Raw genomic sequence first — 12143 nt, 5'->3', positions numbered from 1 at the left:
TAAGGAGGCAAAAATGGATAACACTAATTTAAATAATATTTCAAATGATTTATATATGTTACTATTATCTCTAAATAAAAGGATATTTAACCATGAAGAAATGTTGAAAAACTGTAACTTACCACCATCTCATGTAAAAGCTCTATTTTATTTAATTCATAATGGACCTCGCGCTATATCTCAAATTGGAAATGATTTATCTATATCTAAACCTAATATGACACCTATTATTGATAAGTTAGTTAGTGAAGGTTTAATAAATAGATTCCAAGACCCTAATGATAGAAGAGTTATACGAATTCAGGCTACTGAGGCAGCTTGTAACTTTTTAAAAGAACGAGAACAAAGAGTAAAATCTAACTTAATAAAAAAAATATCACCTTTGTCTGATGATGATTTAAAAGAATTAGAAGAGTCAGTTAAAAAAATGCAAAAAATATTGCTTAAAATTTAAAAAGCTAGTGCTGCGTTTATAAGCAGCCCTAGCTCTTTATAATATAAAACTTTACTTATGAATATACTCTCTCATCTGCAAAATCACTTGTAAGAGATATGTTAAGATTTCCATTGCGACATCTTAATTCGTCTATAAACTTTTTAGTATCACATTCTGGTTTAACATTAAGCTTATATCTTAATTCAAATAAAGCTCCAAAATCTCTTGTTCTAACTCTAGATAAATTCTAACTAATTGTATATTTATTTAATATTTCATCAAAAATCCCTTCATAATTTAAATTTTCAGGAACAGTAATTTTTAGTTCTAATGCTTTACTTTTTGGAACTGCAAATTTTGTTACTTCTATAATAATCATTAATAGACAAAGAATTATTGTGAATATTACAGCATATCCTATGAAGCCCATTCCAGTTGCAAGCCCAACTGCTAGAGTAAAAAATACATATGATAAATCCTTTGGATCTCCAGGTGCACTTCTAAAACGTATAATTGAAAATGCTCCAGCTAAACTAAATGCTCTTGCTACATTGTTTCCAACTAAAAGAATTATAATAGCAATTATTACTGGAAGCATTATTAATGTAACTGTGAAGCTTGGTACATATCCTTCTTTTTTATGTGTTTTTATATAGGTTAGACTAATAACTAACCCTAATACTATAGCCGTGGCTATTACTATTAGAACATTGTTTAGTGTAAATGTTCCACTGTTGATTGATGTCATTAATTTTTCTAACATATTTTCTCTCTCCTTCTTAGATCACTATTTTGTCTTTCTAAAGTATATTTAACATACTCATCTCCATATTTTGAAAAATGCGTATTATATATCTCTAATTCTGAAAGTATATTGGCAAACCATAATGGCATTGCACCTAATATTTTCACTTCCATCAAATACATATTATCCTCTAATAATTCATTACCATAACTTCCACTTTCTAATGATAAATCATCTCTTCTAGCCATAATCTCTGAATCAAAGGTAACTCTAAAATCCCTATCTTCTTTTCCAAAAAGAGCTTTTCTACTATAACCTATATATACCTTGGGATATACTGGATTGTTTTTTAGATAATATTCTATTTCATTTAAAACTTGATTATTTATATAATCCTCTGTCTGAGGTCTCTTTCCTGATTCTAAGAACTCATATGCTGCTCCTAATGTCATTACTACTCTTCTTTTATTAACTATTCCATTTATTTTCTTTTTAAGTTCTAAAAACACCTTATCTTCTAAAGTTTTTGGGGTTCTATAACTTCTTAACCTAAGTTTCTCTTTATAATAAGGCTTATAAATCGAATATCTTATTACATCATCGTTTTCAGTATCATAATATAAATTATAAATGCTATATTTCCTTCCATCTTTGCAATACTCATCATAATCCATATATTTAAGTAATATCGGAATCAAATTATCATATTGTTCTTTATTTATTAAAATTTTTTTTTCATATCTTTTAAATGATTTTATTGCCATACCACGTAGTCTCCTTTCGTTTAATAGTTCATTTGCTTTTATTATAAGAACGAAACCTTAACCGAAGCTTAACTTAAAAATATTTTTTTAACTTTCACTTAATAAAAGGATTTTATCTGTTAAGGTTTCTTTAAGGTTAATTTTTTATAATTTAAGTATTAAATAATTATTACCTCTGAAACATATTGCTTATTTTAAGTTTCAGAAATAACTTCAATTATTTAAATGTAAATTAAATAATTTCATTTAAAAGAAATTATTTATTAAACTTATTTTGGAGGAAAATATTATGAAAAGAAAATTTATTGCAATGCTTACAGTAACAGCACTATGTTTAACAATAGTTTCCTGTTCACAAAGTGCTACATCTAATAATACCGAAACTTCTAACACTATAACTTCAACAGTAGCTACTACTGATACTTCAGATGAAATGGGGCCAGTAGATGCAACTATTACTTTAGGAAATAGTATCTCAGTTGATGGAACTGGTGCCACTGTATCTAATAATAAAGTTACAATAACAGCTGGAGGTACTTATTCTATCAATGGAAGCTTAAGCGATGGACAAATAATAGTTGACAGTCCTGATTTAAATAATGTTTATCTTGTGCTTAATAATGTAGATTTAACTTGTACCAATAGTGCCCCAATATATGTAAAGGCTGCTGAAAATGCAATAATCGTTTTACCTGAAGGTACTACAAATACTATAACTGATGGAGAAAATTATGTTCTTCAAGATGCGACTTCAGATGAGCCTAATTCTGCAATATTCAGTAAAGATGACTTAACAATAAAGGGTGAAGGTTCTTTAACTGTAAATGCTAATTATAATGACGGAATAACTAGTAAAGACGACTTAAAAATCACTGGTGGAAATATAACTGTTAATTCTGCAGATGATGGGATTAGAGGTAAAGATTCTATTACTATTAAAGGCGGAAATATAATTGTCAACGCTCAAGGCGATGGATTAAAATCTACTAATACAGAAGATACGACAAAAGGCTATATATCAATAGAGTCTGGAACATTAAATATAACTGCAGGTTGTGATGGAATTCAGGCTGAGAGCAATGTAACAGTATTAGATGGTAATATTACAATATCTTCAGGTGGTGGAAGTGCTAATGCTAGTACTAAAACTAATAATGATAGGATGAATCCATGGGGACAATGGGGTGCTACAACTTCAAGCTCAGATACTGACTCTTCATCAAGTGCTAAAGGTATCAAAGCAGTAACTAATATTACTATAGATGGAGGAAATATTACTATAGATTCTTCTGATGATTCAATCCATAGTAATGATAGCATTACTATAAATGGATGAGATATAATTTTAGCTTCAGGTGATGATGGTATACATTCTGATACATTACTTGATATTAATGGTGGAAATATAGATATATCAAAATCTTATGAAGGTATTGAAAGTTCTACTATAAATATAAATGATGGTAATATCAGACTAGTAGCTAGCGATGACGGCTTAAATGCTGCTGGTGGAAATGATGGCTCTTCAACTAATGGTAGACCAGGACAAAACGGATTCAGTTCTTCTACTGGTGTAATAAATATAACTGGTGGATATCTGTATGTAGATGCTGCTGGAGATGGTGTTGACTCTAACGGTTCAATTGAAATGTCTGGTGGAACTGTTATTGTTAATGGTCCTGAAAATAGTGGAAATGGTGCTTTAGATTATGATACTACATTTAATATAACTGGTGGAACATTTATAGCAGCTGGAAGCTCTGGTATGGCCCAATCTCCAAGTTCATCTTCTACTCAAGCTTCTATTAATATATTTACAAATGGAATAGCTAATACTTTAGTTAATGTAACTGATGAACCTGGCAATGAGATTATCACCTTTGCACCATCAAAAACATTTAGTTCTATAATAATCTCTACTCCTGAACTTCAAACTGGAAATACTTACACAGTTTCTACTGGTGGAAATTATAGCTTAGAAGATATTGATGGACTATATGAAAATGGAAATTATAGTGGTGGTTCAAAGCTTACAAATTTCACTCTATCTAGCTCTGTTATGAGTGTCACTTCATCTGGTGCTTCAGAAGGAGGAAGCATGAATGGTGGAATGCCTGGTGGCGGAGGTATGGGTGGAAACCGTACCCCAAGACCATAAAAAAAGTGCGCACTAAGTGCGCAAGTTAAAAGTCGACTTCGTCGAAGTGAAAAGGCTACTACGTAGCAGAGAAAATTTAACTATGTTAAGGTGAAAACGCTACTGTAGTAGCAGAAAAAGTATTTCATCTCGTTAGAGATATTTCCCCCTATTGCCATAGGCAATGTTTTCCCCTGAACTTTAGTTGACTTTTCCCCTTTGACGAAGTCAAACTTTTCACCAAAGTGCTTCGCACTTTATTTATTCTTCTCCGTCATATATATCTAAAAACGAATACTTCTCTCCATCTTTTTCCCATCCTAAGATAGAATTCATATTTACGTTAGCTGCTGCTTTAAATATAGATTTATCTACATCATTAAAGTTTTCTTTTAGCTTAGCTATAAGATCTTTAATTTCATGTCTCTTATTTCCAACCTTTTTAGCTGCAACCATACATGCACAGTTTAATGGCCAAAGTCCTGTATATCTTATAAATCTCTTTATATATTCTTCTTCAACATAGTAAAGAGGTCTTATAAGTTCCATATCTGGGAAATTATCAGCCTTTAATTTAGGTAGCATTGTCTTAAAGTTTCCAGCATAAAGCACATTTAACATAGTAGTTTCAATTACATCATTATAATGATGTCCTAAAGCAAGCTTATTACATCCCATTTCTCTAGCCTTTGCATATAAAGAACCTCTTCTCATTCTTGCACAAAGGTAGCATGGATATTCCTTAGCCTTTTCATCTATTATGTCAAATATCTTAGTCTCATAAATATTAACTGGAATATTTAAATGCTTACAGTTTTCCTCTAATAATTCTCTTATTTGTGGATGGTATCCTGGATCCATAGCTATAAACTCTAAATCAAATTTAACTTGACTATGTTTATGAAGCTCTTGGAATAACTTTGCCATAAGTAAAGAGTCTTTCCCTCCTGATATAGCAACAGCTATTTTATCACCATCTTCTACAAGATTATAGTCTTTTATTGCCTTTATAAACTTAGACCAAATTCCTTTTCTATATCTTTTAATAATACTTCTCTCAATCTCCTCAAGAGATTTTCTTTCTTCCTCAGGTATTATTCTTTCACAACCACTTCCAGCAATACCGCTCATCTAATCACCTCATAAGTATATTTTCATTTTATCTTAAAATAAAGTAATCTCTTTTAAGTAAAGTTATAAATATCAAACTTAACTAAAAGTCAAAATCTTAGATTTTGTAACTTGAAGTTACACTGAGTGCATTCCTTCAAAGAAGGAGTTTACTTTAGTCATAACAATTTTACTCTAATTGCAATATAAAATCAACTTAATATACTTCAATCACTATTTATATAAAAGCTGACTTATTTATTTCTATCAAATAAACTATCTATACTTTATTTGATCTAAACCTTCAATATGTTGAAAATTTTTATTTTCTTCTCCGTTATATAAAAATCTTACCCCATCTATCCATTTACCATCATACTCTGGTTGAAGCATAGTTGTTTGTAATGTATAACAAGTCCAACTTCCACCTGCTGACCCTTGAAAGAAATTCTTAGCCCAACTAGGTTCTGAATATTTAGTCCAGTCTGATTCATTTAAATTTTCTTCATTCTCTTTTAGATTAAATGTAGCTATAATTTTACCATCTATCTCTTCAATACCTATAAGCTCTATTGGCAACATTTTAAACTCACTATCTGACAACTTACTTGCAATTATCTTCAATCTTTTTTCTATAGTATCTACATCTTTATAAAAGCCAAACTCTTCAACTATTATCTCTTTATCAGTATTTATATCTTTAGAATAAATTTTAAATTTTCCAATGGTCTCAGGATCAATCTCATTTTTTCCTAAAGACGATATTCCAGACATAGCAAAAAATAAAATAACAATAATTATAGTAATCCCTATAAACTCTCTAATACTTCTTTCCATCTCAAATCCCTCTTTCATAAAATCTTATTATATAATTTTATCATATACAGTTTCATAGTAATATTTAATTTTTATTAACCTATATATAGAGTTCAATTTTGTCACAAAACCCTCTCTATTTAATATAATAACTATGGATAAATTTATTAGGAGTCTGCAATGAAAGAAGATAGAAAATACTATGAATCCAAAGATGATAACTCTGATTATATAAACTTCGAGTTTACTCTTGTTCCATATGAAGAGGAATATAGACAAGGTCCTCCTTTTTTCCCAATGCCAAACATACCTTTTTTCCCGGGAAATACACCCCCTCCACCTGGTTCTCCTGTAAATTCTGGTGGTCCACAGGGTGGTCCTCCAAATTATATACCTAGTAAAAATGATAAAGGAGTTCAAAAATTATCCGGTTCTGGAGATAAAAAAGGGGAAAAAGACGGATTATCTACCAAAGCTGTCAGTCCAGGTTCTATAAGTTTTTGTCTTTATAAATTCACATATATCTGGGAAACTAATGGTAGAAGTTATTGGTGTTATTTATTAAATGTTGATAGTCGTTCTGTATCAGGATTTAGATGGCTAGGTCGAAGTTGGGTATATTTCGGTGTTGATTTAAGAAGAATAGATTCATTTATTTGTTATAGAGCAGAAGAAAATTATAATTACGAAACTTCCGATTTAACTAGAGGCTCAGAAGTTGAATATGAAGCAACCAAGCAAGAATTTTCTTTATCTGATGTACGAGAAATTTACAGTAAGACTCTAGCATATATTGATATTCCTGAAACTAAAGACGATTATTTAGTTGAGACAATTGGTGTAGTTGAGGGCAATAGTGTTCAAAGTAAAATTCCTTGTAAAAAAACAAGGGTAACATCTTATAGAATAGTACTTGAAGTATCTTATCCTTCTGATTTTGATGAGTCAATAAAAGAAAGTATAAATAATATAGTTGACGAATGTTCTGAAGCTGCTGTTGATACATTAAATATGATGAGAGAGAAGGATAAGTATCTTAATCCATTAGAGTTATTTAATACAGCTTTAAAGGCAATTCCTACTGCTTTAAAGGCTTTCTCTGCTAAATTCTCAGTGTGTATCAAAAAAATTCCTGGCTATTCAGAAATATCTAAATATATTAAATATACTATAAGACGAGAAAAAAACTCTGATAGGTGGAGAACTCTTTAGTTAAGAGTTAAAAGAGAAAAGCTAATATCTATTTTTCATAAAAAATTCTCTTACTTTTAAATTTATATTTCTAAGTAAATTAAAAGAAACCGCCTCACAGCGGTTTCTTCATTAACTCTTAACTATTAATTAAATTAAGCGTGTAATCTATTATTGTGTACTTCCTTAGCTGTTGCTATATTATTTGCATGATCTCCTATTCTTTCAAGGTTAGATAAAAGGTCAAATAACATTACTCCAGCATCAGCCATACATCTCTTACTATTTAATCTCTTAATATTATTGCTTCTAAATTTCTTTTCTAATGAATCTATTCTATCTTCAACTTTATCGATAATTGAATTATGTTCTGTTGATTCATTTTCATAACTACTTATCGCAATCTCTAACGCATCTAATGTTGCTTTATAGATTTCTTCTAACTCTTCTAATGCATCATCAGTAATTTCAATATTCTTCTTTACTCTAGCCGAAGCAAGCTCAACAATATTTTCACAGTGATCCCCTATTCTCTCTATATCATTAATAGAGTGATAAGCTTCACTTAATAATTTAGCATTTTCCTCTGGTAAATTATGTTGAGATAACTCTACTAAATACTCAGTAATCTCTTTTTCTAATATATTAATTAAATTCTCATTTTCATAAACTTTGTTTATATCTTCTTCGTTACCTTCAAAGAACGCCTTCATAGCTAATTTAAAGTTATCTTTTGCTATATCAGCCATTCTTACAGTTTCTTTAACAACTTGTCCACTAGCAACAACCGGAGTCTCTAATAACTTTTTGTCTAGGTAAATAGCTCCTTCTTTTTCTTCATCTTCTTTATCAGGTAATATACGATTTACAAATTTAACTACATACCCTGCAATAGGTAACATTATAATCGTTATAGATAAATTAAATATAGTATGTGCATTAGCTACTTGTCTACCAACATTGTCTGGTGTCATATAACCAACTAGTTTTACTACTTGTGATGCAAAAGGTAGGAATATTATAGTTCCTAAAATCTTAAATGTTAAATGTAATAGAGCTGCCTTCTTAGCTGTTCTATTAGCTGTTATCGCTGCCATCATAGAAGTTACACAAGTCCCTATATTACAACCTAACACAACTGGGAAAGCTAATTTCATATCGATAGTTCCAGCTGCTGCTAAAGCAACTAATATACCTGTTGTAGCAGATGAACTTTGTAATATCGCCGTCATTATTACTCCGACAAGTACTCCTAATAACGGATTACTTCCCATTATAACTATGAACTCTTCAAATATAGGTAGCTTAGATACAGGTTTCATAGCTCCTGACATCATCCCCATACCCATGAATAATATACCAAACCCTAAAAGTATGTACGCTAAATCTTTAGTTTTCTTCTTCTTAGCTGCAAGCATTATTACTGCTCCAACACCTATAAATATTGGTGCTATAGCATCTAACTTAAAGCTTACCATTTGAGCAGTGATAGTTGTCCCAACATTTGCTCCTAAAATTACACCTGTAGCTTGCATTAATGACATTAAACCAGCATTAACGAAACTTACAACCATAACTGTAGTTGCGCTTGAGCTTTGAATTATAGCTGTAACAACAGTCCCTACAAAAACCCCCATAAGTCTATTGCTTGTTATTTTTTCTAGGATGCTTTTTAGCTTGTCCCCAGCCATATTCTCAAGACCATCTCCCATTAGCTTCATTCCATATAGAAATAAACCTAAACCTCCAAAAATTCCTGTAAAAATTTCAAAATTACTCATATTTAATTATTATTCCTCTCGATAATTAATAATTTTTTACAAGTATATAATACCATTATATACACTAGTTAAACAATGCTTTTTTATGTAAACTTTTCATTTTACAGATTTTTTATCTCTTCTATCTATCATTAAATGTTAAAAATATATTAAAAAGATTTAACATAATAAACTATTGTTTACTAAAGCTCAACAGTTATGGTTCATCTCATGAAAGTAATGCACAAACCACGTAGAAGTGATAGATTCATTATGTAATGGTGATGGTTGCTTCGCCAAATCCATAACCTGGGTCCAAAGCTTCCCAATAACCTTTGACGAAGTCAAACCATAACCTCAGCGTAAACTGACTATAATCTTGTAAACTTATCTAGTAAATCATTTAAATGGTTCTACATGAATTATTGTTTCAATAACCCTCTCATCTTTTTTCTTTATTACTTTATCGATATTATGAACAAGAGAGTGAACTTCACTTACTTGTAAATCAGGATTTACCTTTATGTGCATATCCAGAAAAATATAATCTTTTCCACCTCTTGATCTTATATTATGAACATCTTTAACATTGTTGAAGCTCTTCATAACCACATCTCTAACTTTCTCTTCATCCAAAATTTTACTATCTATAAGCACATTATAAGCATCCTTAAATATCTCGTAGGCAGCATATAAAATAAAGCAAGCAACAATAATTGATACAAAAACATCTATTATTGGAGGTACCCCCATTTTTATACATATCAAAGTAGTTAAAACTCCAATAGATACAAAAATATCGCTTTTAGTGTGAATTGAATCTGCTATTAAGAAAGAGCTATTATATTTTTTACCTTGCTTGTTTTCATAATAAGCCACAAAAATATTAATACACAAAGTTGATAATAATATTAAAATGCTTTCTAAACTAACTGTAATTTCTGTCTGATTAAAAAACTTCTGTATTGACTGTACCACTATATTATAAGTAAGAAATACTAGCATTCCTCCAATTATTAAACTAGCCATTGTTTCTATTTTTTTGTGACCATATGGGTGCTCATTATCTATTGGTTTTGAAGCTAAAGTTATACTTATTAATCCAACAATATTTGATGCCCCATCAGAAAAGGAGTGAAAACCATCTGCCGATAAACTTAAGCTCTTAGTTATATAACCAATAATTATCTTTGCTACCGATACTGCAAAATTTGCTATCAATATTATTATTAGTACTTTTTTTATCATATGATACTTATTTTCTTTTCCTTCCACCATAGTAATATCCCCTTTTTAGTACTTCTTTAATATTATATTGATATTTTCAAACAAAGTTCTCATTTTTACTATGATAATAATTATCATTAAGTATATATGATAATTAAAAAAGAAACTACGTTATGTAGCTTCTTTTTTAATATCTATTCTCTCTTTCAAAACTAATAAATCTTGTTCCTTGAAAAGATAAAATCCCCTTATCTCCTTCAGCCATTAATCCATATTCCTTACCTGATACTTTTAGCTCAAGTCTTTCACCATTATCAAATTGAAAAGTTGTATAATATGTTGTACTTCTTGAGGTAGTATGTGTCTCTCCATGATGGTGATGAGATACATTAATCCTCTTTGAGATAATAGTTGAAGCTACTGGTATAATTGGTTGTTTATTATTATTACTCCATTCTTTTATATTGCTAACTATTATAAAAATAAACATTGCAAAAAATACTATAAAAAATATTGGAAATATAAATGACATTATATTAAACATTCCCATTTCAAACATGATGTCCCCCCCTTAAATAATTCATAATTTATTAATATTTAAATATATAAAAAAAAGTGCTATTATAATTTAGTATATCTTTATTATACCATCTAAGTATAAAAACTTGGTAATATAATCAAGTATTTTTAAATAAGGAGAATTATAAATAATGAAACAATTATTAGATTTATTCTTCACATTTGCTAGGATTGGTGGGCTTACCTTTGGTGGTGGTTATGCAATGCTACCAATTTTGCAACGTGAGGTAGTAGAAAAAAGAAAATGGGTAACTAATGAAGAAATAATGGATTATTATGCTATTGGCCAATGCACTCCTGGAATAATTGCAGTTAATACAGCTACCTTTATAGGACAAAAATGTGCTGGTAATATCGGAGGTATTGTAGCTACACTTGGAGTTGTTTTTCCTTCTTTAATAATAATCACTCTAATCGCAGCATTTCTTCAAAACTTCGCTGATTTAGCCATTGTTAAAAATGCTTTTGCCGGAATACGTATATGTGTAAGTGTACTTATTATCAATGCTGTAATCAAGCTTTGGAAAAGTTCTGTTATAGATATAGCTACAACAATAATTTTCTTTATAATTTTTATTGCAGCTATTTTTACAAATTTATCACCTATAGTATTTGTCCTTTTCGCTGGTATAGCTGGAGTAATACTTAAATGGAGGGAAAATAAATGATTTATTTAATGCTTTTTTATGAATTCTTTAAGACGGGCCTTTTTGCCGTTGGTGGTGGTATGGCTACTCTTCCATTTTTAGATGCTATGGCTTTAAAGACTGGTTGGTTTACGCAAGCTCAACTTGTAGATATGATAGCAGTATCTGAATCAACTCCTGGACCAATCGGTGTAAATATGGCTACATATGTTGGTTTTACTTCTGCAGGACCTCTTGGTTCTGTAATAGCTACTTTAGGACTTATAGCTCCATCTATAATAGTAATTCTTATTATAGCTAAGTTCTTATCTAAGTTTAAAGATAGCCATATAGTTAAATCAATATTTTACTCTTTAAGACCAACTTCTACAGCATTAATAGCTGCTGCTGGTGTACCTGTAATAATGCTATCATTAACAAATTCTGATAAATTTAAAGCTACTGGCTCAATATTAGACCTATTTAATTTTGGAGCAATTTTACTAGCTATAATACTTTTTATACTTACTAATAAAATAAAAGCTACAAAAAAACTACATCCAGTAGTATTTATTGCAGCTTCAGCAGTTATTGGAATTATTTTTTCAATGGCAGGATAAAAAAAGGGGCTGTCTCTGAAATGATTTTTAAAATCATTTCAGTAGACGGTCTTTTTATTTTTTATTCATATATTTATATGAAATTATTTCTAAATGAACAAGTTTTTTGACACGACAAATAGGAGGTTATAA

At 29.9% G+C, this 12143-nt stretch carries 13 protein-coding genes and 1 pseudogene; 6 read left to right on the top strand and 8 right to left on the bottom strand.

Features of this window, described 5'->3' with window-relative positions:
• The first annotated feature begins 13 nt into the window (after positions 1-13).
• Entirely contained in the window at positions 14-454 is a 441-nt protein-coding gene (locus ARA56_RS03360; protein ID WP_055263956.1) for a MarR family winged helix-turn-helix transcriptional regulator, read from the top strand.
• 55 nt (positions 455-509) lie between these two features.
• Here the strand turns inward: ARA56_RS03360 and ARA56_RS03355 are convergent.
• Both ARA56_RS03355 and ARA56_RS03350 read right to left on the bottom strand, forming a co-directional pair.
• Positions 510-1199: pseudogene (locus ARA56_RS03355) on the bottom strand (DUF4956 domain-containing protein).
• Positions 1193-1945, bottom strand: a complete 753-nt coding sequence (locus tag ARA56_RS03350; RefSeq protein ID WP_055263954.1) for a polyphosphate polymerase domain-containing protein — start codon at positions 1943-1945, stop codon at positions 1193-1195. The pseudogene ARA56_RS03355 and the gene ARA56_RS03350 overlap by 7 nt, the downstream one beginning before the upstream one ends.
• A gap of 289 nt (positions 1946-2234) precedes the next feature.
• Between ARA56_RS03350 and ARA56_RS16920 the strand changes: the two genes are divergently transcribed.
• Positions 2235-3281: a carbohydrate-binding domain-containing protein gene (locus tag ARA56_RS16920; RefSeq protein WP_242855859.1), complete on the top strand. Its 1047-nt coding sequence runs from the start codon at positions 2235-2237 to the stop codon at positions 3279-3281.
• Positions 3282-3593: 312 nt separating this feature from the next.
• On the top strand, positions 3594-4103 hold the full coding sequence (locus ARA56_RS17160; protein WP_341379896.1) for a hypothetical protein: 510 nt from the start codon (positions 3594-3596) through the stop codon (positions 4101-4103).
• Positions 4104-4343: 240 nt separating this feature from the next.
• Here ARA56_RS17160 and ARA56_RS03340 read toward each other — a convergent pair whose 3' ends face one another.
• On the bottom strand, positions 4344-5213 hold the full coding sequence (locus ARA56_RS03340; protein ID WP_055263952.1) for a tRNA 2-thiocytidine biosynthesis TtcA family protein: 870 nt from the start codon (positions 5211-5213) through the stop codon (positions 4344-4346).
• A gap of 255 nt (positions 5214-5468) precedes the next feature.
• Positions 5469-6029, bottom strand: coding sequence for a hypothetical protein (locus ARA56_RS03335; protein ID WP_055263950.1), 561 nt, complete (start codon positions 6027-6029; stop codon positions 5469-5471).
• Between the two features lie 159 nt (positions 6030-6188).
• Between ARA56_RS03335 and ARA56_RS03330 the strand changes: the two genes are divergently transcribed.
• Positions 6189-7220 (top strand): DUF3824 domain-containing protein, encoded by a 1032-nt coding sequence (locus ARA56_RS03330; protein ID WP_055263948.1) that lies wholly within the window; start codon positions 6189-6191, stop codon positions 7218-7220.
• 134 nt (positions 7221-7354) lie between these two features.
• On the opposite strand, the gene ARA56_RS03325 is transcribed toward ARA56_RS03330, so the two are convergent.
• The 4 genes from ARA56_RS03325 to ARA56_RS03315 form a co-directional block, all read right to left on the bottom strand.
• A complete protein-coding gene (locus ARA56_RS03325) occupies positions 7355-8980 on the bottom strand; it encodes a Na/Pi cotransporter family protein (protein ID WP_055263946.1) in 1626 nt (541 codons plus the stop codon).
• 189 nt (positions 8981-9169) lie between these two features.
• Complete coding sequence (locus ARA56_RS16775) at positions 9170-9307, bottom strand: hypothetical protein (protein WP_172675735.1); 138 nt, start codon at positions 9305-9307, stop codon at positions 9170-9172.
• Between the two features lie 51 nt (positions 9308-9358).
• Positions 9359-10237, bottom strand: a complete 879-nt coding sequence (locus ARA56_RS03320; RefSeq protein WP_055263944.1) for a cation diffusion facilitator family transporter — start codon at positions 10235-10237, stop codon at positions 9359-9361.
• A 136-nt stretch (positions 10238-10373) separates the two neighbouring features.
• Positions 10374-10745, bottom strand: a complete 372-nt coding sequence (locus ARA56_RS03315) for a DUF2500 domain-containing protein (RefSeq protein ID WP_055263942.1) — start codon at positions 10743-10745, stop codon at positions 10374-10376.
• Between the two features lie 151 nt (positions 10746-10896).
• Between ARA56_RS03315 and ARA56_RS03310 the strand changes: the two genes are divergently transcribed.
• Positions 10897-11433, top strand: coding sequence for a chromate transporter (locus ARA56_RS03310; RefSeq protein WP_055263940.1), 537 nt, complete (start codon positions 10897-10899; stop codon positions 11431-11433).
• A complete protein-coding gene (locus ARA56_RS03305; RefSeq protein ID WP_055263938.1) occupies positions 11430-12011 on the top strand; it encodes a chromate transporter in 582 nt (193 codons plus the stop codon). Before ARA56_RS03310 ends, ARA56_RS03305 begins: the two co-directional genes overlap by 4 nt.
• Positions 12012-12143 lie beyond the last annotated feature (132 nt).

Source organism: Clostridium disporicum (assembly GCF_001405015.1).
Lineage (GTDB): Bacteria > Bacillota > Clostridia > Clostridiales > Clostridiaceae > Clostridium > Clostridium disporicum_B.
This window is presented reverse-complemented; position numbering and strand designations above follow the sequence as displayed.

Coding starts and splice junctions, on each gene's coding strand:
- ARA56_RS03360 (WP_055263956.1), top strand. CDS start 14: ATGGATAACACTAATTTAAATAATATTTCAAATGATTTATATATGTTA.
- ARA56_RS03350 (WP_055263954.1), bottom strand. CDS start 1,945: ATGGCAATAAAATCATTTAAAAGATATGAAAAAAAAATTTTAATAAAT.
- ARA56_RS16920 (WP_242855859.1), top strand. CDS start 2,235: ATGAAAAGAAAATTTATTGCAATGCTTACAGTAACAGCACTATGTTTA.
- ARA56_RS17160 (WP_341379896.1), top strand. CDS start 3,594: ATGTCTGGTGGAACTGTTATTGTTAATGGTCCTGAAAATAGTGGAAAT.
- ARA56_RS03340 (WP_055263952.1), bottom strand. CDS start 5,213: ATGAGCGGTATTGCTGGAAGTGGTTGTGAAAGAATAATACCTGAGGAA.
- ARA56_RS03335 (WP_055263950.1), bottom strand. CDS start 6,029: ATGGAAAGAAGTATTAGAGAGTTTATAGGGATTACTATAATTATTGTT.
- ARA56_RS03330 (WP_055263948.1), top strand. CDS start 6,189: ATGAAAGAAGATAGAAAATACTATGAATCCAAAGATGATAACTCTGAT.
- ARA56_RS03325 (WP_055263946.1), bottom strand. CDS start 8,980: ATGAGTAATTTTGAAATTTTTACAGGAATTTTTGGAGGTTTAGGTTTA.
- ARA56_RS03320 (WP_055263944.1), bottom strand. CDS start 10,237: ATGGTGGAAGGAAAAGAAAATAAGTATCATATGATAAAAAAAGTACTA.
- ARA56_RS03315 (WP_055263942.1), bottom strand. CDS start 10,745: ATGTTTGAAATGGGAATGTTTAATATAATGTCATTTATATTTCCAATA.
- ARA56_RS03310 (WP_055263940.1), top strand. CDS start 10,897: ATGAAACAATTATTAGATTTATTCTTCACATTTGCTAGGATTGGTGGG.
- ARA56_RS03305 (WP_055263938.1), top strand. CDS start 11,430: ATGATTTATTTAATGCTTTTTTATGAATTCTTTAAGACGGGCCTTTTT.